Source organism: Necropsobacter rosorum, from assembly GCF_964241405.1.
Taxonomy (GTDB): Bacteria; Pseudomonadota; Gammaproteobacteria; order Enterobacterales; family Pasteurellaceae; genus Necropsobacter; species Necropsobacter rosorum.
Window position 1 is genome coordinate 756,624 of record NZ_CAXSXF010000001.1, and the last position, 19,708, is coordinate 776,331.

25 protein-coding genes are annotated in these 19,708 nt (G+C 47.1%); 8 read left to right on the top strand and 17 right to left on the bottom strand.

Translation table 11 applies throughout. The annotated features are described in order from the left end of the window. Positions 1 to 88: 88 nt before the first annotated feature. Positions 89 to 985, bottom strand: coding sequence for a LysR family transcriptional regulator (locus ACESOH_RS03580; RefSeq protein WP_032093167.1), 897 nt, complete (start codon positions 983 to 985; stop codon positions 89 to 91). Between the two features lie 130 nt (positions 986 to 1,115). On the opposite strand from ACESOH_RS03580, the gene ACESOH_RS03585 reads away from it, so the two are divergent. Beyond that, the gene (locus tag ACESOH_RS03585) at positions 1,116 to 1,382 is read left to right on the top strand and encodes a hypothetical protein (RefSeq protein WP_373099709.1); all 267 of its coding nucleotides are present in this window, start codon (positions 1,116 to 1,118) and stop codon (positions 1,380 to 1,382) included. A gap of 153 nt (positions 1,383 to 1,535) precedes the next feature. On the opposite strand, the gene ACESOH_RS03590 is transcribed toward ACESOH_RS03585, so the two are convergent. From ACESOH_RS03590 to ACESOH_RS03605, 4 genes are all read right to left on the bottom strand, one after another. Beyond that, positions 1,536 to 2,081: a TetR/AcrR family transcriptional regulator gene (locus ACESOH_RS03590; protein WP_373099711.1), complete on the bottom strand. Its 546-nt coding sequence runs from the start codon at positions 2,079 to 2,081 to the stop codon at positions 1,536 to 1,538. Then, the gene (locus ACESOH_RS03595; protein WP_032093165.1) at positions 2,082 to 2,426 is read right to left on the bottom strand and encodes a DMT family transporter; all 345 of its coding nucleotides are present in this window, start codon (positions 2,424 to 2,426) and stop codon (positions 2,082 to 2,084) included. A gap of 172 nt (positions 2,427 to 2,598) precedes the next feature. Next, on the bottom strand, positions 2,599 to 3,006 hold the full coding sequence (locus ACESOH_RS03600) for a DUF2000 family protein (RefSeq protein WP_373099712.1): 408 nt from the start codon (positions 3,004 to 3,006) through the stop codon (positions 2,599 to 2,601). Between the two features lie 10 nt (positions 3,007 to 3,016). Continuing rightward, complete coding sequence (locus tag ACESOH_RS03605) at positions 3,017 to 3,649, bottom strand: LysE family translocator (RefSeq protein ID WP_373099714.1); 633 nt, start codon at positions 3,647 to 3,649, stop codon at positions 3,017 to 3,019. Positions 3,650 to 3,750: 101 nt separating this feature from the next. On the opposite strand from ACESOH_RS03605, the gene ACESOH_RS03610 reads away from it, so the two are divergent. Continuing rightward, a complete protein-coding gene (locus tag ACESOH_RS03610; RefSeq protein ID WP_373099716.1) occupies positions 3,751 to 4,206 on the top strand; it encodes an Lrp/AsnC family transcriptional regulator in 456 nt (151 codons plus the stop codon). A gap of 45 nt (positions 4,207 to 4,251) precedes the next feature. Here the strand turns inward: ACESOH_RS03610 and ACESOH_RS03615 are convergent, their stop codons facing one another. The 3 genes from ACESOH_RS03615 to ACESOH_RS03625 all read right to left on the bottom strand — a co-directional run bounded on the left by ACESOH_RS03615 (position 4,252) and on the right by ACESOH_RS03625 (position 5,813). Further along, entirely contained in the window at positions 4,252 to 4,593 is a 342-nt protein-coding gene (locus tag ACESOH_RS03615) for a putative quinol monooxygenase (protein WP_373099717.1), read from the bottom strand. Positions 4,594 to 4,685: 92 nt separating this feature from the next. Next, positions 4,686 to 5,264: an NAD(P)H-dependent oxidoreductase gene (locus tag ACESOH_RS03620; protein WP_032093159.1), complete on the bottom strand. Its 579-nt coding sequence runs from the start codon at positions 5,262 to 5,264 to the stop codon at positions 4,686 to 4,688. A 24-nt stretch (positions 5,265 to 5,288) separates the two neighbouring features. Beyond that, a complete protein-coding gene (locus ACESOH_RS03625) occupies positions 5,289 to 5,813 on the bottom strand; it encodes an SRPBCC family protein (protein ID WP_032093158.1) in 525 nt (174 codons plus the stop codon). 98 nt (positions 5,814 to 5,911) lie between these two features. On the opposite strand from ACESOH_RS03625, the gene ACESOH_RS03630 reads away from it, so the two are divergent. Continuing rightward, positions 5,912 to 6,805 carry a LysR family transcriptional regulator gene (locus ACESOH_RS03630; RefSeq protein ID WP_373099720.1) on the top strand — a complete coding sequence of 298 codons (894 nt, stop codon included), beginning with the start codon at positions 5,912 to 5,914 and terminating at the stop codon, positions 6,803 to 6,805. Positions 6,806 to 6,856: 51 nt separating this feature from the next. On the opposite strand, the gene ACESOH_RS03635 is transcribed toward ACESOH_RS03630, so the two are convergent. From ACESOH_RS03635 to ACESOH_RS03645, 3 genes are all read right to left on the bottom strand, one after another. Further along, the gene (locus ACESOH_RS03635) at positions 6,857 to 7,510 is read right to left on the bottom strand and encodes an FMN-dependent NADH-azoreductase (RefSeq protein WP_373099722.1); all 654 of its coding nucleotides are present in this window, start codon (positions 7,508 to 7,510) and stop codon (positions 6,857 to 6,859) included. Positions 7,511 to 7,525: 15 nt separating this feature from the next. Continuing rightward, entirely contained in the window at positions 7,526 to 8,419 is an 894-nt protein-coding gene (locus ACESOH_RS03640; protein WP_373099724.1) for a nuclear transport factor 2 family protein, read from the bottom strand. A gap of 89 nt (positions 8,420 to 8,508) precedes the next feature. Then, complete coding sequence (locus tag ACESOH_RS03645) at positions 8,509 to 9,561, bottom strand: TIGR03571 family LLM class oxidoreductase (RefSeq protein ID WP_373099725.1); 1,053 nt, start codon at positions 9,559 to 9,561, stop codon at positions 8,509 to 8,511. 147 nt (positions 9,562 to 9,708) lie between these two features. Between ACESOH_RS03645 and ACESOH_RS03650 the strand changes: the two genes are divergently transcribed. Continuing rightward, positions 9,709 to 10,614 (top strand): LysR family transcriptional regulator, encoded by a 906-nt coding sequence (locus ACESOH_RS03650; RefSeq protein ID WP_373099726.1) that lies wholly within the window; start codon positions 9,709 to 9,711, stop codon positions 10,612 to 10,614. 34 nt (positions 10,615 to 10,648) lie between these two features. Here the strand turns inward: ACESOH_RS03650 and ACESOH_RS03655 are convergent, their stop codons facing one another. The 3 genes from ACESOH_RS03655 to ACESOH_RS03665 are packed head-to-tail and all read right to left on the bottom strand — an operon-like array spanning position 10,649 to position 11,919. Further along, positions 10,649 to 11,035, bottom strand: coding sequence for a putative quinol monooxygenase (locus tag ACESOH_RS03655; protein ID WP_373099728.1), 387 nt, complete (start codon positions 11,033 to 11,035; stop codon positions 10,649 to 10,651). Between the two features lie 29 nt (positions 11,036 to 11,064). After that, entirely contained in the window at positions 11,065 to 11,358 is a 294-nt protein-coding gene (locus ACESOH_RS03660; RefSeq protein WP_373099730.1) for a YciI family protein, read from the bottom strand. Between the two features lie 9 nt (positions 11,359 to 11,367). Next, entirely contained in the window at positions 11,368 to 11,919 is a 552-nt protein-coding gene (locus tag ACESOH_RS03665; protein WP_373099731.1) for an NAD(P)H-dependent oxidoreductase, read from the bottom strand. 141 nt (positions 11,920 to 12,060) lie between these two features. Between ACESOH_RS03665 and ACESOH_RS03670 the strand changes: the two genes are divergently transcribed. After that, positions 12,061 to 12,963 carry a LysR family transcriptional regulator gene (locus tag ACESOH_RS03670; RefSeq protein ID WP_373099733.1) on the top strand — a complete coding sequence of 301 codons (903 nt, stop codon included), beginning with the start codon at positions 12,061 to 12,063 and terminating at the stop codon, positions 12,961 to 12,963. A 113-nt stretch (positions 12,964 to 13,076) separates the two neighbouring features. On the opposite strand, the gene ACESOH_RS03675 is transcribed toward ACESOH_RS03670, so the two are convergent. Next, on the bottom strand, positions 13,077 to 13,970 hold the full coding sequence (locus ACESOH_RS03675; RefSeq protein WP_373099735.1) for a LysR family transcriptional regulator: 894 nt from the start codon (positions 13,968 to 13,970) through the stop codon (positions 13,077 to 13,079). 100 nt (positions 13,971 to 14,070) lie between these two features. On the opposite strand from ACESOH_RS03675, the gene ACESOH_RS03680 reads away from it, so the two are divergent. Further along, positions 14,071 to 15,180 (top strand): alpha/beta hydrolase, encoded by a 1,110-nt coding sequence (locus tag ACESOH_RS03680; protein WP_373099736.1) that lies wholly within the window; start codon positions 14,071 to 14,073, stop codon positions 15,178 to 15,180. Between the two features lie 116 nt (positions 15,181 to 15,296). Further along, positions 15,297 to 15,851, top strand: a complete 555-nt coding sequence (locus ACESOH_RS03685) for a DapH/DapD/GlmU-related protein (RefSeq protein WP_373099738.1) — start codon at positions 15,297 to 15,299, stop codon at positions 15,849 to 15,851. A gap of 59 nt (positions 15,852 to 15,910) precedes the next feature. Here ACESOH_RS03685 and ACESOH_RS03690 read toward each other — a convergent pair whose 3' ends face one another. After that, on the bottom strand, positions 15,911 to 16,552 hold the full coding sequence (locus tag ACESOH_RS03690) for an alpha-ketoglutarate-dependent dioxygenase AlkB family protein (protein ID WP_373099740.1): 642 nt from the start codon (positions 16,550 to 16,552) through the stop codon (positions 15,911 to 15,913). Beyond that, a complete protein-coding gene (locus ACESOH_RS03695) occupies positions 16,542 to 17,375 on the bottom strand; it encodes a bifunctional transcriptional activator/DNA repair enzyme AdaA (RefSeq protein WP_373099741.1) in 834 nt (277 codons plus the stop codon). The genes ACESOH_RS03690 and ACESOH_RS03695 overlap by 11 nt, the downstream gene beginning before the upstream one ends. A 315-nt stretch (positions 17,376 to 17,690) precedes the next feature. Here ACESOH_RS03695 and cpdB point away from each other — a divergent pair, with 315 nt between their 5' ends. Next, entirely contained in the window at positions 17,691 to 19,661 is a 1,971-nt protein-coding gene (cpdB, locus tag ACESOH_RS03700; protein WP_373099743.1) for a 2',3'-cyclic-nucleotide 2'-phosphodiesterase, read from the top strand. The last annotated feature ends 47 nt before the right edge of the window (positions 19,662 to 19,708 follow it).

A 19,708-nucleotide genomic window follows, 5' to 3' on the forward strand; every position in this document is an offset into this window, starting at 1 on the left:
CCGCTTTATACTTTAAAGCAAAAAACGCAAATCACGAAACGATTGTGCGGAATAAGTCGGCAAAGTGCGGTCGTTTTGGCGCGATTTTTTAATTGAGACGGGCGGTTTTTTCCAGCAGAAAATCAATAAACACTTTCACGCGCTTGGCTTTCTGGCTATTCTGTAGATAAAAAAGGTAAGACGGCGGGAACATCACCCAATAATCCGGCAGCACCGGAATCAGGTTTTTGGTGCAGGGATGCAGGCTGAAAATCCGCCCGATGCCCATGCCCTGCTCAACGGCATCAATGGTTGACATCATGTTATTGGTGATAATGGAAAGCGGAATATCCAGCGTTAGCTGTTCGCCGTCGTCGTCATACACGTTGGTTTGCGCCAGTTTATTTGAAGTGGTAAAACGAAAGCCGACCTGCTTGTGCCGTTTCAGTTCCGCCGGCGTTTTCGGCACGCCGTATTGCTCGGCATAGGCTTTGGACACATAAAAGCCCATTTTTCCGGTTTCCGTCAGTTTGCGCGCGACAAAATGATCGTCCAGCCGATCGCCCATTCGAATCCCGACATCAAACCCTTCTTTCAGAATATCCACCATGCCGTTATTAATGGAAATTTCCAGCAGCACCTGCGGATAACGCCGGCAAAATTCCGCATAATGCGGCTGCAAAATACTGTAATAATGCAGATCGGAAAGGGTAATGCGCACTTTGCCGAACGGCATATCGCTTAAATCCCGCACCTCTTCCACGGCCAAATTGAGCGACTGCACCAGCGGAAACGTACTGTCAAATAAACGCTGTCCGGCGTCAGTGAGTTCCATTTTGCGGGTGGTGCGATTAATCAGCGGCAGGCCGATATGCTGCTCCAACGCTTTCAGCGACTGGCTGACAGAGGGCGAGGCCACCTCCAGTTTACGCGCCGCACCGGCGATACTGCCTTCAATAATAATGGTATGAAACACCACGAGATAACCGTAAATTGAACCGTTCATCCGATACGCTCCGATTATTAGGATCATCCTAAGAAAGAATTAGGTTTGTTCGGTCTTATCATAATAAAGCAAAGGACTATAATCAACCGCATCGAACGCAGTTTGTTCGTTACTATGAACAATGAACTTAATGAGAGAATTCAACATGAAAGCAATGAATAAATTAGCCCTTGTGCTGTTCGCCGGCGCCGTATCCTTAAATGTGATGGCGGACACCCCTGACAGCGAAGCCGATTATCAGGATTATATGGCGTTAAACGGCGTACAATCCGCTAAAAGTGCGGTGAATAATCGCGCAGATTATACCAACGATACGCTGACTGACGGCGAACAGGATTACCGCGATTATATGTCTCTTGCCGCAGAAGCGCACAATCATATTACCGCCAGAAAATAACCCAAAAACCGACCGCACTTTGGTGCGCATAACATTAACCAAGCTAAGCTCAGGACTGAATCCGGTTGGGTTCGGTCCTTTTTTAACGGCTGACATTTGCCGGAAAACACGCTATCGGCGCGCGCAGTGTCATGATATATACTTTTCCGCCGCTTACGGCGCTATGCCGCGATATTGCTCAATTTGTTGCAAAATAAACGCTTGAATAGTCCGAACCTCATCAACCTGAACCACGCCGATGGCCAGATTCAGCCATAATCCATCTACCGCACATTTCAGTAAATTCAGTGATGAATTTCGCGTCTCGAAAGCCGGCATTGTCCGATTCAGCCAATCCTGCCAGTGCAATTTATAATCCTGATAAGATAAAAACTGCATGACCCAAATCACGCTATCGTGCGAGACCGTTAAATCTTCAAAACTTGCCTTCGTGTAAGCATACAAAAAATCCGCGTAAGTCGGATTCGGCGCTAAATGCCGCAGAATACCGCGTTCAAAATCGGCCAGTAAATTCGCAAAAAACGCGGAGAGCAAGGCATCTTTATTGGCAAAATGATGAAACAATGCGCCTTTACTCACACCGGCTTCCTGCGCCACTTTTTGGAGAGACAATTCTGCGATGCCCTGTGCCAACAATAATTTCCCTACGGCATGCAATAATTGTTCGCGCACTTGCGCGGGATTGTACTTACTCATCATTTAATGCCCCACGCTGTGTGAAAATAAATTCATTATCACCACGCCGGTTACAATAAACCCGATACCGATTAACGCGGGCAGATCAAGCGATTGTTTTAATACCAAAAAGCCCACCAGCGCCGTTAAAATAATCCCGATTCCTGACCAAATCGCATACACCATTCCCAAAGGAATCACCTTGATCACATGTGATAACAGATAAAATGCCAACACAAACATGATAACGGTGATGCCTGTCGGAATCAGTTTAGTAAAACCGTCTGATTTAGCTAAAAACGTAGAGCCGGTCACTTCGCAAACAATGGCACAGCCCAACAAGGTATAAGCGGTTGTTAATACATTCATCTTCCTTTCCTTTATAAAAAAACCGAACGGTCGGAATTTTAATAAAGAAAAAAAATTTGTCAAGATTTTTAATTAACACAACACACTGTCAGCGCGCACTCGACACCGATAAAATCGCCCGAAAATTGACCGCACTTTTACATAACCAATTGAAAATTTTCAGGCCGTTTTGTTACGCATATAACATCACGCCTTTGGTCAACTTATCTACCGTATTTTTCTTGCCGCGAATGGCAATACCCACCAAATTTAAATCACATGTTTGATGTTTTGCGACTTCAGCACGGTTAGCTTCGTCATTATAGGTTTTAAACAATTCTTCGGTATAAAGCGCAACCGCCATTTCTTTTTCGTTCGCTTTTTGCAAAATTTCAGACAACTTTTTACCGCTTGCTTGATGAATCATTATCAGCTGTTGACTCATCGGCAAATATTGCACGCCACTGCGATCTTGATAATTTTCGCCGACAATATTTTGTGTCGCGCCCATACCGGTCATCAAAAACGCAGTAACATTAAGCGCTTGCCATACCATTAAATCATCGCGCAAAATCACTTTAATTTTACTATCGAATTGCATAAGAACCCCCTTACATCATGGAAAAATAAAATATTTTCTGAACCTGCTCGCCGCATAACCATAGCGCCATAACGAGCATTGTCAGCGCCGAACCGCGTCCGAATAGTTGTGCATAATCGGGGCGTTTTTTCAGTGCAACGCCTACGCCCAAGCCCACCATCGGGTAAAGCAGTAGACAATTTGCCATGTGTATCAAACCTAAAATAAAGCTTTGCCAAACCGGATTTAACGCGGCGTGTTGATCCATAAATTGCGGTATTACCGCCAGAAACAACAGCAACACTTTAGGATTAAAACCGCTAACCACAATGCCTTTAAGCAGCCACTGTTTAGCGGAAGCGAAGGCGTTTTGCGTCTCCTGTACCCGAACCGGCGTACGCCATGCCAGAATCGCGATATAAAGCAGATACAACGCACCGGCAATATTTACCGCATACATCAAAAACGGATGATTGACTAAAACGCCTCCTACGCCCAGCATCACCAACAAACTCACCAGCAAATAGCCAAGCAGCACCCCCGCCAAGGCAGGCAATACCCGATGCAAAAGCCCTGCCGACATCATATATGCCCAGTCAATTCCCGGCACCAAACACATAGAAAAAGACACCAGCCAAAACGCCGATAACAATGCAGTATTCATATTAACTCCTTAAAAACGTTAAACACAGTTTACGCAAAAAAGCATAAAAAAGGTTTGCGAACTTTGCTATAATCTGGCTTATTTTTAGAAAAATTTTGCGCATGGATAAATTAGATAAGAAAATTTTAGCGATATTACAGGAAAATGGACGAATTTCTCTCACTGAACTGGCGGAAAAAGTAGGACTTAGCATTTCGCCCTGTCAAAGACGCGTAAAGCAATTAGAGCAGGACGGTATTATCACAGGCTACCGCGCCGAGGTTGCACCTGAAAATGTGGGGTTGAATTTTTCAGCGATTGTATTTGTCAAAATGAAAAACAATAAAGGCGACAACATCCGCGAATTTGAACGGGCGCTTTCGGATATTCCTGAAATCGTACAGGCGCAGTCTTTACTTGGCGATCCTGATTTTATTTTGCACATCGTCACGGCAGATATGAAAGCCTTTCAGGATTTATATGACCGCCGTTTAACCAAATTGCCGCACATCACGGGCATTACCTCAACGCTGGTGATGAAAACCATCATCGCACCGAGGGCGTTGTTAATTCCGTAACATGCGGCTTTTTTAATCAAAACACTCAAAAAAACGACCGCACTTTTACTTCACGGCCACAGCTTTCGAACCCCAAATTACCGGGTCGGTTTCAATCACTTTGCGGGATAAAATCATTGCTTTTGCGCCGTTCAGCCATGTTTGGAAATGCTCGGATACGCGGTGCGCCTGATAAGCGGCTTCATCAGCATAAACTTCTACGATATAGAATTTCGCAGGATCTTGCTTGTCGGTCAGCACATACATTGCCAACACGCCCGCTTCGGTATTGACCGATTGGCGAATATTATGTTCACCTAACTGTTTAAATTGCTCCACGCTTTCAGGCTTAATCTGCATTTCAAATATGCGGATAATCGGCTCGGCGCGGCTTAACGCTGCCGTCATTAAACTTGCTCCCGGAATTTTGAAAGTTTATACGAAATCTGTGTTTCAATGCGGGTTTTACCGCGACATGAACTGCAAGCGCCGCAAGCCAATTAACCGAACACTTGCTGCAAATGTCGTTGATAATCGGCCATAAACCGCGGCACATCGGGGGATTTTATCACATCATTGCAGATAAACGTCGGCAGCCTACCCATTCCGATAAATTCATGAGCTTTGAAAAAATGCAAATAAACCTCGTCCACGCCTTTGCCGGCAAAAAAATCGCCGGGCTCGGTGAACGCTTCAATCGGTGCGTTCCATGTGAGCGAAAGCATACAATTTTTGCCCTGCATTAGCCCGCCTTTGCCGTAGTTTCGGGTCGGATCGTTCCGGTGGCGGCCATCGCTGGTATAGAGCTTGCCATGCCCTGCGGTGAACACATCATCCATGTATTTTTTCACTATCCAAGGCTCGCCCATCCACCAAGCGGGCATTTGCCAGATCACGGCGTCCGACCAAAGAAATTTGTTTACTTCCTGCTCAATATCATAGCCCTGTTCAATAACGGTTTCCTGCACTTGATGCCCGAGTGTTTGCAGGGTCTCTTTGGCAACCGCCTGCAACGTGTGATTTAAAGCTCCGCCGGAATGGGCAAATTTCATACCGCCGTCCAATAATAAAATATTCATCTTTTTCTCCATAAATTCAAAAAGTTACAGGCTTAACTTGGCTTTTGCGCTTTTCACAATGCCGTCCAGCCATTCCTGGTGTCCGTTAATCATTGGGTTCGGCACGGTTTTGGCAAGCTGCTTGGCAGGTTCGCCGTTTTGCGATTCTTGGGTTAAAATCCGCACCCGTCCGCCGTCTAATGCTTCAATCAGCCAAGCGTGAATCACGTCTAAACGCTCTGCCGTACCTTGCTTGCCCGCCCAGCCGTGCCACGAAATTCGTCCTGCTACGCCGGCTTTCGGCTCAACGTATTCGACGATTTCCGCTTCCACAGGAAAACCGAAGGTTTTAAAGAAAAAACGGGCGTTTTCATAAAGTGCCGTGCCTTGATAGCCGTTGTAAAAACGTACGTCCGCCACGTTGCTGTAATAATGCGGCCAGAATTTGGTATCGTTTAAATAGTGCCAAACTTCTTCAACGCCTAAACCCGCCACAATCACTTCGTTGGAACAGAAATTATCGGTAAAGCCCGGAATATAACCTTGCGGCCAGTTAATTGAATGTTGCATTTTAATGTCCTCTGTTGAAAATCAATGCCGGCATTGTACTTTTGCTTTAGATATAAGTACAATCGTTATCCTTAATAATTAACATCAATTAAAATGATATGAAAGAGTTACGCACGCTGGATTTGAATTTACTCAAAGCCTTTCATGCCCTGATGGAAGAAAAAAGCGTCAGCCTTGCGGCACAACGCCTTGCGCTGACCCAACCGGCGATGAGCGGCACGCTGGCACGGCTACGCGACAGCTTTGACGATCCGCTGTTTCTGCGCGCACAACGTGGCATTCAACCCACCACCTTTGCCGAACAGCTCGCCCCACAAGTGAAACAGATTTTAGATCAGGTAGAAGCCTTGCTTAAACCGCCGGTGTTTGACCCTCTCACCGCGGAAATGACAATGAATATCGCCGCCACCGATTATGCTATGCGCGCCGTATTATTGCCGTTTTTGCAGTTGTTACAGCAAGCCGCCCCGAATATCAAAGTGGCCGCTTTCGCCCTTGATGAAAGTACGCTTGCCGGTCAACTCGCTCAAGGAAAGCTGGATTTCGCGCTCACTACGCCGGATTTTCAGGCGGCGGATATTCACGCCAAACCCCTGTACGACGAGCATTATCTCTGCGCCATGCGTGCCGACCACCCGCTTGCAGAAACAACACTGGATATCACCGCTTTTTGTCAAGCCAATCACGCTTTAGTGTCTTATCACGGCGGCGGATTTTCTGGCGTAACCGACCAAACGCTGACACAACTCAATCAACGTCGGAACGTCACCCTTTCTGTGCAAAATTTCCTGATTTTGCCCGACATTTTACGCACGACCGACTTAATCGCCGTGCTACCGGCACGATTGTTAAACGGCATTTCAGGCTTAAAAACCGCCGAACCGCCAATTCCTGTGCAAGGTTTTACCAAAACGCTGGTGTGGCATGCCAGAACACACCGCGATCCCGCTTTTATCTGGTTGAGGGAGTTGATAGGAAGGGCTTGTAAATAAGCGGTCGGGTTTTTCAGAGATTTTATAAAGTTATTTCAAATGGTAAATCATTCAATCACACACCAACGGTTTATCATGTTGAACAGGCTTGAACGCACATTCCAATCCCCATTTTATTTCCGTGATGGCTTTTTCAATCACCACCTTTTTATCGCACACCGCCGTGCCTTCGGCTCGTACCAAATGGCGTTTTTCAAAGCCTAATTTTTTGAACATTGCTTCCAGATAAAAATAGGCAAATTCCAGCTCGGCAAATTCGCTGTTACCTGAAAAAATTGAACCGCTTGTTTGGATAAAAATCACTTCTCGTCCGTCGTTGAGCAGCCCTGTGAGTTTGCCGTCTTCGCTGTAACGGAAAGTTTCTCGTGGCACAAGCACGTTGTCTAAATAATCTTTGAGCTTGGCGGGAATATTGTAGTTAAACATCGGATAGACAATCACTATGCGTTTGTGGGCTTTAAATTGTGCCAAAAGTGCGGTACGTTTTTCGGCAATTTTTTGCTCATCAAAAGACAACGTTTCGCCGATTTGTTGCTTGTAAATTAACGCCAAACCTTGCTCGTTCAACGCAGGCAAATCAGGAATTTTATATAAATCCACAAATTCGCTCTCTGCGGGTAGCATTTCGCGAAGTTTCGCCAAAATTTGGGCGAAAACGGATTGTGGCGACGTGGCGGGTGTGGCGTTGATAACGAGTGTTTTCATTATTTTTCTCCGTTGTTATTTTTCTTTGTGAAGCATAAACCATTGTGGGTGGTAATCAAATTTTTGGTATTTGAAATTGCCGTTTGCATCTCTAACGATTTCCACATCGTAATACGCACCGAACAATTTTTCACCGTTTTCGGTGTGGGTTTGCTCAGGGATAATGCGACCGAGTTTAACGGTGGCGTGTTTGTCGTCAATCTGCGTGATTTCCAGCACTTCGGTGGCGTGGAACAATTCGCCTGCCGCCAAGCGAAAAGCTCGCAACTGCCCAAAGGTTTCACGCAGGGTCTGGCGTTTGCCCATTGGCGTTAAATCCGATGTGATATTTTCGTCAAACACGCTGGCAAGCAAGGCGAAATCGGCAAAATCCAAGCCCCAAGCGTATTTGGCGTATAGTTCGGCGATTTGCGTTTCGGCGGTTTCGGCGTGAAATTCGTTATCGGGGAACAAATGCCAAGGGCTGTCTAGTTCGCTGACAATCGGGCGTGTTGGGTCGGCTGGCTGCCAATCTCGGCGAACCTGTTTGCCGTTTAGCCAATGTTTTGCCAACGCATTGCCGTTTAAGGCGTGCGTGCTACGGATTTCGTCAATTTGCCAATCTTGTTGCTTGGAGAGTTTCAACAGCAACACGCCGTGAAAGCTGTGTTCGCCCAGTTTGCCGTAAATATAGGCACTGACCGCCGCTTTGTCGTGTTTGCCAGCGATGTAAAGATTAGTGTATTGCACATTAAGCGGCAATGCCGAACGCTCGTTTTGAAGTTGGGTTAAAACGTCTTCTTTACCGAAAAAGCTGCCTGAAAAATTATGCAGTTGCACGTTTTCGCTTAAAAAAGGCGATGCTTCGTTGTCGTTCGTCCAAGCATTTAAAAAATCGGTAAAACGGTTTTTGAGTGTTGTTCTGGTCATTTTTTATTCCTTAAATTAAGGCGGTCGGATTTTTGAAAAATTTGCAAAATTCTCAAAAAAACGACCGCACTTTTCGCTATTTATTCCACCTATTTATTTAATTTCGCCAACACATTCTCCGCCAAATCCTGCAAGGTTTCCGCCGCTGGGCGTTCGGTCGGTTTGAGATTGACCGTAACGTGCGCCAAGCCTTGCGCTTTCTGCTCTTGCCAAAATTCCAGTAAACCTTTTGAACCGCCACGCAGATAAATGTTGTTGAACAATCGCGCAGGCTCGTTCGGATTTTCGGCAAGTTCCACAAAATTCGCGTAACCAAACGGATGCCACGCGCCGTCTTGATTGAGTTCCGCCAACGTCTGAACAATGTTCTTCGTGTCTTTTGGATTCACGCCGTGCCAAATCCAAGCGTCCGCCGTGTTCGCCAACCAGTCCAATTCTTGCCGTGCACGTCCAATCGCCACCATCGGCAGGGCAGTTTTGACTTTCGGCGTAACGTCAATATTGCCCGTCAAATTGCCGTAATGGCTGCCTGAAAAATGCGGAAAATCATGGGTTTGCGGATTAGTCAGCGTGCGGATTAAATCCCAACTCTCACGAAAACGCTCGGCGCGATTGCCAAATTCTTTTTTGAACGCAGGATATTCCACAGGGCGGTCGCCGCTGGAAAGTCCGAGAATAAAGCGACCGTTGGTTAAAGCATCCACGCTTGCCGCGCTTTTGGCGATATGAATCGGCTCACGCAGCGGCGACACAATGCCCGCCGTGCCGAGTGCAATGGTTTTGGTGCGCGCCGCCAAATAACCCAAGCTCACAAAGGGATCAAGCCCTTGCCCCACATCGCCAAAATTCGGATCGTAAAACGGCACATCACGCAACCAAAGGGCAGAAAATCCCAATTTTTCAGCGAGTTCTGCCACATCGCCCAAATCTTCCACATTCGGAATCGGCGTATCGGCATAGCCCTTGAACGGTGCAATCAAACCAAGCGTCAATTTATCTTTTTGGAACACTTGCGAAAACGCCTTGTGATTCGCCAAATGGTCTGGCAAATCCGCTTGGGTATTGGCGACGTTGTTTTCGTGGAATAGTTGGCTATTATCTTGACCGAGTACAGAAAGATTAGGCACGTTTAATTTTGTCATTTTGAAATCCTTGTAAATGGAGTAAAAAATCCGACCGCTTGTGGGTCGTGTTCTGATGTGGTGCAGTATAGATTTTTCTGTTTAAAATGATAATATGGCAAAATTTAGAAACTCTTTTGCATTTTCCGCAAAATAAGGATCACTAAAATGGACTACTTCTCCGCCTTAAACATCTTCCACCACGTTGCCGACACGGGCAGTTTTAGCCGCACGGCACAGCAACTTGGCGTGGCGGTGTCGTCCGTTACACGCCAAATTGACAGCCTTGAAAACGAACTCGGCGTGGCGTTGTTTAGCCGCTCCACGCGGCAGATTTCGCTCACCAACGCAGGAATGCTTTATTTGCAAAGCACCCGCCCGATTTTGGACGACTTGGACGCAGCGAATTTGTCGCTCAAACTGGAATTGGATCAACCACAAGGCAAGCTCCGCATTACTTTTTCGCACTCCTACGGCTCATCGGTGCTTGCCCCGATTTTGACGGAATTTGCCTTGCAATATCCGAAAATTAGGCTTGAAATTTGGGCGTCGGACGATTATGTAGATTTGCAAGCGGAACGCTTTGATTTGGCGGTGCGACTCGGCAAAGTGGACGACCCAAATCTCATCGCCAAACGCCTTACCCCACAACGCCGCTTGCTCTGTGCCAGCCCTGAATACTTGGCTCGTAAGGGAGAACCACAAACGCCAAACGACCTACAAAACCACAACTGTCTGCTGTTTTACTATCGTGGCTACACCCAACGCTGGCATTTCAAGCAGCCTGAAACGTCAAGCCAAATGGTTAGCGTTAAAGGCAGTTTGCTCGGCAACAGCACCGAAATTTTGCGTGAATACGCTTTGCGTGGCATCGGCATCGCCCACTTGCCCGATTGGTTGATTAAAGACGAACTGGCAAACGGCAAACTCATCAGTGTCTTAAACGACTGGCAAATCCAACCCACCGCCAACCCCGCCGACGACGCAATTTACGCTGTTTACCCCGCAGGCAGTCGGCAGATTGTGAAAATCAATTTGCTGGTGAAGTTTTTGGCGGAGAGATTGGGGGAGTAAGTGGTTAAAAACGTTTCAAAAAATCACCGCACTTTTACTTCACGTCCACGGCTTTCGAACCCCAAATTACCGGGTCGGTTTCAATCACTTTGCGAGACACTATCATATCCTTTGCCCCGTTAAGCCACGCTTGGAAGTGGGCGGAGTTTCGATGGGCTTGATAGGCGACTTCGTCGGCGTAGGCTTCGACGATGTAGAATTTTGCAGGATCTTGCTTGTCGGTCAGCACATACATTGCCAACACGCCCGCTTCGGTATTGACCGATTGGCGAATATTATGTTCACCTAACTGTTTAAATTGCTCCACGCTTTCAGGCTTAATCTGCATTTCAAATATACGGATGATCGGTTCGGCATAGGTGAATGCGGCGGTCATTAGGCTTGCTCCTAAAATCAATAATTGGCTGAGTTTTTTAAACATTGGTTTTCCTTGTTTTTAGGTAATGGCCGTTAGATTTTAAATTGCGCTATATTTTCCGCCACCATTTTCGGCACAAATTCGCTAATTTCGTATTTGGCCACATCGGGATAATAACTGTCTTCTGCCAAAATGCGATCCAACTCGGCACGGTTTGCGGTTTGGGCGATGATCACGCCCGCCCGTTCACGTTCGGTGAAAGGTCCGACAATTAAAAAATTGCCGGCCTGAAAATATTTTTGAAACCACGCAACATGTTGGGAAAACAGGATTTCCTGCTGTTCGGTGGAAACATCTTCGTTTACGCGAATATCAATAATGTACATTTTTTGCTCCTATAATGCTTGAATTGCGGCGATTAAGCGCTCGGCGTGTTGTTTAGCGACAATTTTTTGCTCGGCGATTTTGGCTTCGTCTCGCCCAACATAGCTAATGCCATTGGTGTAAATCGGGGCTTGATAATCCAAGCCGCAAAGCGTGGCGAAGGTTTCAAATTGCGGCAAATAATCTTCTACGCAGTGCTTGAAAAAACCGTCTGCGGAATACACTTTGCCCGGTGCGCCTGTGGTAAACGACACGATAAATTTTTTGCCTGCGATTTTAGCCGTTGAGCCGTGGGCAAAACCGTGTACGAACACTTTATCGATCCACAATTTCATCAAGCCCGGCACGGAATACCACGAAAACGGAAATTGAAAGACGACAATGTCAGCTTTTTCAATTGCCGCTTGCTCGGCGGCGATGTCAAATTGATAGTTGGGATAAAGCTCGTCCAAACGGCGAATTTCGGCGGTTGGTAAGGCGTTTGTCACTTCGTTCAAAATGGTTTGGTTGGCGACAGAGTTGGCTAAATCCGGGTGTCCGGAGACGATTAGAACGTTTTTCATTATGTGTCCTTAGAGTGTATTTAAAAGTGCGGTCAATTTTTCAAACGTTTTTACCGCTTGCGTTAATGAATGTATTATACGCAAGAAAATTGTTATGATTAGTCACACAATTTCAAAAACACTTTTAGGAAAAAGCGAAAAATGGATAACGCGTTTTACGGACAACTGCATATTTTCCAAACCATCGCCCAGGAAGGCAGTATTTCCGCCGCCGCACGCAAATTAAATATCGCCGTGCCGTCCGCCAGCCAATCGCTCAAACTGTTGGAACAGAAAATCGGCGTGCCGCTGTTTTATCGCACCACACGCCAAATTCAGCTCACGGATGCTGGCGAACAGCTTCTAGAACGCACAAAGCAAGCAATGGCGACCATTCATCAAGCCTTTGACGAGGTGCAGAATTTCGGTGAAACGCCGAGTGGCACGGTGCGGATTACCCTTGCCCGAATTGCTTATCAGCTCATTTTGCGTCCGTATCTTGCCGAATTTTCGCAGCGCTACCCGCAAATTCAGCTGGAAATTTCGCTTAATGACGGCTTATCAAATTTGATTGAAGAGGGTTTTGATTTGGGCGTGCGTTTTGGCAACCGCTTGGACGAAGGAATGGTGGCACGCCAACTGCTGCCGCCGATGAAAGAGGGCTTGTATATCAGCCAAAGTTACGCCGAACGCTACGGCATTCCCAAAACGCCTGCGGATTTGGCAAGCCACAAATTAATTGGCTACCGCTTTATCTCGTCCAACCGCATCGAACCTTTGGTTATCAGCCAAAACGGACAAGAAGCCGCCCTTGAAATGGCAACGCCGATTGCCTGCAATGATCCCGAAGTGCTGCTGGATGCTACTCGCCAAGGCATCGGTATCGGACGCATTTTCGAGCGCAATATGCAACTTTTGGACGACAAAACGCCGTTTATTCCCATATTGCAAAAACATTGGCGGCAATATCCGGCGCTTTATTTGTACTATCTGCAACACAGCCAAAAAGCGAAAAAAATTCAAGTAGTGATTGATTTTTTATTGGAAAAAATGGGCAAAGGATAGAAAAAGCAACTTGCGAACGATGCAGGTAGCAAAAGAGCGGTCAAATTTTTCAACGGATTTGCAAACAAATTAGCCTTCTCTTTTCAGACGGCCTCGAATGTACGCAAGATATGTTAAGCAAATACCTTTTTCATTATATCCGTCAATAAATCAAACACTTTCAGCACTCTGGGCGGCGTAATCGTTTGATAGGGGCGATAGAGATAAAGTTGCCATTTATCGATTTGAATTTCAGGGAAAAGCTGCACCAATTCGCCGCTGGCTAAATAGGGTTTGGCTTGAAAATCATTGATTAAGCCGACCGCTTTGCCTGCCAAAATTACTTGCAAGGCACTGTAATTGTCCACCGAATAAAACGCTGGCTTGCGTGGCGTGAGCGTGGTTTGTTCGTTGAGATACAACGCCCAAGGTTTGCCTGTACTGGCGTTAATCGGCATAACAAACGGAAAACGGCGTTGCAAATCGTCCAAATCTTGCGGATTGCCGAGTTTTGCCAGCAATTTCGGCGAAATTAGCAACAAATCGCCAATTTCCACCACTTTTCGCACCACAAAATCGGGGTTGGTTTCCAGCCCAACACGCACGCCGATGTCGATCCGATCTCGCACCATATCTAGCTTCATCATATCTTCTCGCCAGTCAATCACGATGTCGGGATAGGCTTCCAACGCCGTCATCAATTCGCTGACGATGCGGTCATTTTCTCGCCACGCAGGCACGGTAATCCGCACCACGCCTGCTAAATCCGCCGCTTTTTTACCTGCCTGAAACAGCTTTTCGCTGTCGGTAAGCCATTGTTTGGCTTGCGGCAAAAATTGCTCGCCAAAGCTCGTTAGGCTGATGTTGCGTGTGTTGCGTTTAAACAGCGGTTCGCCTAATTCATCTTCCAACTCATTGATTAAACGGGTAATCACAGACGGCGAAATGGCTTGCTGATTGGCAACTTCCCGAAAATTCAGCGTATCGGCAGCCAAGCAAAAGTAGCGAATGGCGGTGAGTTTATCCATTGTTTATTCTCTTAACACAAACAGTCTATTCTAAATTTATTGATTCTATAAAAACAAAGTCGATTCTACAATATGTTCATCAGTAACATAGGAGCAAAAAATGAAACTTAAATTAAAGCAAATTACCACCGCACTTTTACTTGGTTCAACTTTATTCGGAGCAACAACAATGAGTTACGCACAAAACAGCAGCAATGCAACCCTGATTGAAATCCCTGCACAAAGCATTCAATTAACGCAAAATTGGGACAAGGTTTTCCCAAAATCAGACAAAGTGGAACATCGCAAAGTGACCTTTAAAAACCGTTTTGGCATTACGCTGGCGGCGGATTTGTATCTGCCGAAAGGCGTTAAAGCTGGCGATAAGCTACCCGCAATCGCTGTGGCGGGGGCGTTTGGGGCGGTGAAAGAACAGATTTCAGGCTTGTATGCACAGACCTTGGCGGAGCGTGGTTTTATCACGGTGGCGTTTGACGGTTCGTTTACAGGCGAAAGTTCGGGCTTGCCACGCAATATGGCTTCGCCTGAAATCAACACCGAAGATTTCTCGGCGGCGGTGGACTTTTTAGGCAGTTTGCCCGAAGTAAACCAAGAGAAAATCGGCATTTTGGGCATTTGCGGTTGGGGCGGTTTTGCCTTGAATGCGGCGATGACCGACACACGCATTAAAGCGGTGGCAACCAGCACAATGTACGATATGACCCGTGTCGCCGCCAAAGGTTACAACGACAGCGTGGACGCAGACGCTCGCTACAAAATGAAGCAAGAACTCAATAACGCACGTTGGGCGGCGGCGAAAAACGGCTATGCGGATCTGTTGCCAGCGAACAATTTGCGTGGCGAACAAATTACCAAAGATACGCCAAAATTTATCAAAGATTATTCGGATTATTACACCACCAAACGTGGCTTCCACCCACGTTCGGTAAACTCTAATCCTGACGGTTCTTGGGCAACCACAATGACGATTGGCTTAATCAATATGCCGATTTTACAATACGCCAATGAGATGAAAACGCCTGCGTTAATCGTCCACGGCGAAAACGCCCACAGCCGTTATTTCAGCGAAGACGCATTCAAAGCAATTGGAAGCCAAGATAAAGAGTTGTACATCGTACCAAACGCCAGCCACACGGATTTATATGATGATGTAAACGGCAAAATTCCGTATGACAAGTTTGAAGCCTTCTTCAAGGCGAAACTCAACTGAACGCAACCCAACACCGCCGCTCCGAATATGCAAGCGGCGGTGTGCGTGAGATTTCATTATTTATGCGGAAAATAATCGTGGTGGACGATTGTCCGCCACTTTACACAGAGAAACCAATGAAAAATCCCTATCCAATCAATGAACTCATTGCAGAAAACAGCCCCATTTATCAAGAAATTCATCAAATTGTCGCCGAAAATCAACCGAAAATTGCCGAACTCAACAATGGCTATAAAACACCTGAACAAGTGCGGTCTCTATTAAGCGAAATTACAAATGAACCCCTTGATGAAAGCGTGGTCGTCAATCCTCCGTTTTACAGCGACTTCGGGCGGCATATTCAATTCGGCAAAAACATTTTTATCAATATGGGCGTGATGATGACCGATCTTGGCGGTATTGTGATTGAAGACAACGTACTTATCGCCCCACGAGCCAACATTATCAGTGTCAATCACCCAATCAATCCGAAAGACCGCCGTGGCGTGTTACTCTCGCCTGTTCATCTGAAAAAAGGCTGTTGGATCGGGGCAAACGCCACCATTTTGGCAGGCGTAACGGTGGGCGAAAACGCCATTGTCGCCGCAGGTGCGGTGGTAAGTCGTGATGTGCCAGATAATGCGATTGTCGCCGGCGTACCTGCGAAAGTGGTGAAGTATATTAATAAATAATGAAGTGATTAATTTTCAGACGGCCTGAAACGACATTCTGCAACGCAAAAACTCTCCTTTCAGGCAGCCTTTTCTTTTCCCACAATCGTGCGAAAGGTTAAATTGACGCGCGGTTCGCTGATTTTGCTGCTTTTCATCACGGCGTGTTGCCAGTGGCTTTGGGTTGTGCCACGCATTACGATGAGTTGTCCGTGTTTGAGCCACATTTCGCGTTTTTCAAGGCTTAATTTGTGTTTGAACGCGAATTTGCGTGTCGCGCCGAAACTCAATGACGCAATCACCGTGTTTTTGCCCAGTTCGCGTTCGTCATCGCTGTGCCACGCCATACCTTCGTTGCCGCTTTGATACAAATTCAACAAACACGAATTAAATTGCGTAGGGCTGACTTGGACAAGTTCGCTTTCTACGCGTTGTTTTAATGGCAAAAGCAAGGCATTCCACGGCAAAGCAATGTGCGACACGCCAGAATAAGTGTAGGAAAAATCCGCGTCGCCATACCACGCCACTTGCCGTGCGGTTTGAATGCGTTTGCCGCCAATCATCGCTTCATCGTGTCGCCACGGAATGTGCGTGAGCAATTCATGCAACAAAAAATCGGCCTTATCAGGCGCAAAAATCACGTCGTAATCGTTCACAATGCCGTCAAACGGCAAAAAATTGTCCGCAGGATTGGGCGGAAAATCAAAAAGATCAAAATTCATTGCGGCTCAACTCCTTTGCCAACAACGCCATTTTGCGTCCGCGTTGCCAACGGTAGCCGCCGATAATGCCGCTTTCACGAATCACACGATGACAAGGAATCAATACCGCCACTGGATTGTGTCCGATTGCCGTGCCCACCGCGCGGGCGGCGGTCGGTTTGCCGATTTGAGCGGCAAGCTCGCCGTAACTGCTTAATTTTCCGGCAGGAATAGACAACAAGGCTTGCCACACTTTCAACTGAAACGGCGTGCCCTTTAAATGTAAGGGCAGTGGCGCTGTCGCATTACCGCCTAAGGCGGACAAGGCTTGTTCGTGCAAAATGTTGGAATGCTGACGAAAATTCGCTTGCGGATATTCGTGTTGCAAATCTTGTAAGGATTGGCGGCGATCGTCCGCAAATGCCAGCCAGCAAATACCTTTTGGCGTGGCGGCAATCAACACATCGCCAAACGCGGTCGGCGCAAAAGCGTAATCCACCGTCAAACCTGCGCCGCCATTTTTGTATTCGCCCGGTGTCATACCTTCAATGGAAACAAATAAATCGTGCAAACGAGAACTGCCGCTTAGCCCGCTCTCAAATGCCGCATTTTGTACGCTGCCTTGCGCTTGTAACACGGTTTTGGCGTGTTCTATGCTGATAAATTGCAGCATTTTTTTCGGGCTAATGCCCGCCCAATCCTGAAACTGACGCTGAAAATGGGCTGGGCTGACACCAATTTTGGCCGCCACTTCGTTCAAACTCGGCTGCGTTTGAAAATGGTCATATAAATATTCAATCGCTTCGGCAATGCGGATAAACGGCACGCTGGTTTCATTATTCATTTTGCTTCTCCCTTTATTTACCTCATCATTATTGCCCAAAGCCTAAACGCAAGCGACCCGATTCTTGCGGTTTTTGAAAATTTTATAAATAAAAAAGAGCGGTCAGATTTTGGCAGGAATTTGGAAAACCCCACAAAATCCTCACCGCCAAACGCTTGCCGGCTATCGGCATTAAAGTAAAAACGGCAATCGTTTGCCTGACGAATTTGTGTGATTTTCCTCACATAACGCCATTTATTTTGTACAATAATCGGCGGATTTTATTATAGTTTGCGCTGTTAAATAAACGCCACGTTGTGGTGCAGGAGAGAGAACATGGACAGAAGACAATTTCTTAAACTCGGCGCGGCCGGGATTTTGGTGCTGACCGCCGGTCGTTATGCCGGTGCGGCGGAGAACAACATGACCACATTACGCATTATCGCCACCACCGATGTACACAGCTTTTTAACCGATTTTGATTATTATAAAGACGTGCCGACGGAAAAATTCGGCTTTACCCGCGCCGCCAGTTTAATCGCTCAGGCACGTCAGGAAGCGGTTAATAGCGTGCTGGTGGATAACGGCGATTTGATTCAGGGCAATCCGATCGCGGATTATCAGGCGGCGGTAGGTTATAAAGCCGGGCAAGAAAATCCGGCCATCGCCGCGCTGAACGCAATGGGATATGACGCGGGGACATTGGGCAATCATGAATTTAATTACGGTTTAACCTATCTTAATGACAGTATCAAACAGGCGAAATTTCCTATCGTCAATGCCAATGTGGTGAAAGCCGGTACCGATGAGCCGATGTTTACGCCTTATGTGATTCAGTCAAAGGAAATCCGTGATGAGCAGGGCGGCACACATAAGCTTAACATCGGTTATATCGGTTTTGTGCCGCCGCAGATTATGGTTTGGGATAAAGCCAATTTAGAAGGTAAGGTGCTGGCGCGCGATATCGTTAAAACCGCGCAGCAATATGTTCCGCTGATGAAAAAAGCGGGCGCGGATATTATCATCGCGCTGGCGCATACCGGCCCTTCCGACGAGCCTTACCAAGAAGGGGCGGAAAATGCGGCGTTTTATCTGGCGGATGTGAAAGGAATTGATGCCGTGATCTTCGGCCATGCTCATCGTTTATTCCCGAATAAGGAATTTGCCGCCTCGCCCCATGCGGATATCCGAAAAGGAACGATGAAAGGAGTGCCGGAAAGTATGGCGGGATATTGGGCGAATAATATCAGCGTGGTGGATTTAACCCTGACGCAACATCATGGCAAATGGGTCGTCACCGACGGTTCGGCGGCCTTGCGGGCGATTTATGATGCCGAGAAGAAAACCGCCAATGTAGAAAATCATCCGGAAATCACCGCACTTTTACAGCCGGTGCACGAAGCGACGCGTCAATTCGTCTCCCAGCCGATCGGCAAAGCCAGCGATAATATGTATAGCTATCTGGCGCTGGTGCAGGATGATCCGACCATTCAAATCGTTAATCAGGCGCAAAAAGCCTATGTGGAAAACGCCTTACAGGCGCTGCCTCAGCTGGCGGGTATTCCGGTGTTAAGCGCCGGCGCGCCGTTTAAAGCGGGCGGCCGCAAAAACGATCCGACCGGTTATACCGAAGTAAATAAAGGTGAACTGACCTTCCGCAATGCCGCGGATTTATATCTTTATCCGAATACGCTGGTGGTGGTGAAAGTCAGCGGCGAAGAACTGAAAGAATGGCTGGAATGCAGCGCCGGCATGTTCAGACAAATCGATCCGCACAGCGACAAGCCGCAAAGTCTGCTGGATTGGGAGGGCTTCCGCACCTATAATTTCGATGTTATCGACGGTGTGGAATATCAATATGATATTACTCAGCCGGCACGTTACGACGGCGAATGCAAACTGATTAACCCGCAATCTCACCGCGTTATTAACCTGACTTATCAGGGAAAACCGGTTAAAGCCGACGCGGAATTTCTGATTGCCACCAATAATTACCGCGCTTACGGCAATAAATTCCCCGGCACCGGCGACAGCCATATCGTGTTCGCCGCACCGGATGAAAACCGTCAGATTCTGGCCAACTATATCAGCGCGCAAAGCAAAGCGCAGGGGCAGGTCAGCCCGAAAGCCGATAAAAACTGGCGTTTGGCGCCGATTCAAAGTCCGACTCAACTGGATATTCGGTTTGAAACCTCGCCGAGCGACAAAGCCCGCGCTTTTATTGCCGAAAATGCGCAATATCCGATGCAATTTATCGGCACCGACGATATCGGCTTTGCAGTTTACCGGTTGGATTTGAACAATTAATTCGCCGTACGATGCCGGAAGCCTGCGTGCTTACCGGCATTTTGCTC

What these genes read in the sequence shown, in the direction of transcription:
- ACESOH_RS03580 (WP_032093167.1), bottom strand. Translation starts at nt 985, where the DNA reads ATGAACGGTTCAATTTACGGTTATCTCGTGGTGTTTCATACCATTATT.
- ACESOH_RS03585 (WP_373099709.1), top strand. Translation starts at nt 1,116, where the DNA reads ATGAGAGAATTCAACATGAAAGCAATGAATAAATTAGCCCTTGTGCTG.
- ACESOH_RS03590 (WP_373099711.1), bottom strand. Translation starts at nt 2,081, where the DNA reads ATGATGAGTAAGTACAATCCCGCGCAAGTGCGCGAACAATTATTGCAT.
- ACESOH_RS03595 (WP_032093165.1), bottom strand. Translation starts at nt 2,426, where the DNA reads ATGAATGTATTAACAACCGCTTATACCTTGTTGGGCTGTGCCATTGTT.
- ACESOH_RS03600 (WP_373099712.1), bottom strand. Translation starts at nt 3,006, where the DNA reads ATGCAATTCGATAGTAAAATTAAAGTGATTTTGCGCGATGATTTAATG.
- ACESOH_RS03605 (WP_373099714.1), bottom strand. Translation starts at nt 3,649, where the DNA reads ATGAATACTGCATTGTTATCGGCGTTTTGGCTGGTGTCTTTTTCTATG.
- ACESOH_RS03610 (WP_373099716.1), top strand. Translation starts at nt 3,751, where the DNA reads ATGGATAAATTAGATAAGAAAATTTTAGCGATATTACAGGAAAATGGA.
- ACESOH_RS03615 (WP_373099717.1), bottom strand. Translation starts at nt 4,593, where the DNA reads ATGACGGCAGCGTTAAGCCGCGCCGAGCCGATTATCCGCATATTTGAA.
- ACESOH_RS03620 (WP_032093159.1), bottom strand. Translation starts at nt 5,264, where the DNA reads ATGAATATTTTATTATTGGACGGCGGTATGAAATTTGCCCATTCCGGC.
- ACESOH_RS03625 (WP_032093158.1), bottom strand. Translation starts at nt 5,813, where the DNA reads ATGCAACATTCAATTAACTGGCCGCAAGGTTATATTCCGGGCTTTACC.
- ACESOH_RS03630 (WP_373099720.1), top strand. Translation starts at nt 5,912, where the DNA reads ATGAAAGAGTTACGCACGCTGGATTTGAATTTACTCAAAGCCTTTCAT.
- ACESOH_RS03635 (WP_373099722.1), bottom strand. Translation starts at nt 7,510, where the DNA reads ATGAAAACACTCGTTATCAACGCCACACCCGCCACGTCGCCACAATCC.
- ACESOH_RS03640 (WP_373099724.1), bottom strand. Translation starts at nt 8,419, where the DNA reads ATGACCAGAACAACACTCAAAAACCGTTTTACCGATTTTTTAAATGCT.
- ACESOH_RS03645 (WP_373099725.1), bottom strand. Translation starts at nt 9,561, where the DNA reads ATGACAAAATTAAACGTGCCTAATCTTTCTGTACTCGGTCAAGATAAT.
- ACESOH_RS03650 (WP_373099726.1), top strand. Translation starts at nt 9,709, where the DNA reads ATGGACTACTTCTCCGCCTTAAACATCTTCCACCACGTTGCCGACACG.
- ACESOH_RS03655 (WP_373099728.1), bottom strand. Translation starts at nt 11,035, where the DNA reads ATGTTTAAAAAACTCAGCCAATTATTGATTTTAGGAGCAAGCCTAATG.
- ACESOH_RS03660 (WP_373099730.1), bottom strand. Translation starts at nt 11,358, where the DNA reads ATGTACATTATTGATATTCGCGTAAACGAAGATGTTTCCACCGAACAG.
- ACESOH_RS03665 (WP_373099731.1), bottom strand. Translation starts at nt 11,919, where the DNA reads ATGAAAAACGTTCTAATCGTCTCCGGACACCCGGATTTAGCCAACTCT.
- ACESOH_RS03670 (WP_373099733.1), top strand. Translation starts at nt 12,061, where the DNA reads ATGGATAACGCGTTTTACGGACAACTGCATATTTTCCAAACCATCGCC.
- ACESOH_RS03675 (WP_373099735.1), bottom strand. Translation starts at nt 13,970, where the DNA reads ATGGATAAACTCACCGCCATTCGCTACTTTTGCTTGGCTGCCGATACG.
- ACESOH_RS03680 (WP_373099736.1), top strand. Translation starts at nt 14,071, where the DNA reads ATGAAACTTAAATTAAAGCAAATTACCACCGCACTTTTACTTGGTTCA.
- ACESOH_RS03685 (WP_373099738.1), top strand. Translation starts at nt 15,297, where the DNA reads ATGAAAAATCCCTATCCAATCAATGAACTCATTGCAGAAAACAGCCCC.
- ACESOH_RS03690 (WP_373099740.1), bottom strand. Translation starts at nt 16,552, where the DNA reads ATGAATTTTGATCTTTTTGATTTTCCGCCCAATCCTGCGGACAATTTT.
- ACESOH_RS03695 (WP_373099741.1), bottom strand. Translation starts at nt 17,375, where the DNA reads ATGAATAATGAAACCAGCGTGCCGTTTATCCGCATTGCCGAAGCGATT.
- cpdB (WP_373099743.1), top strand. Translation starts at nt 17,691, where the DNA reads ATGGACAGAAGACAATTTCTTAAACTCGGCGCGGCCGGGATTTTGGTG.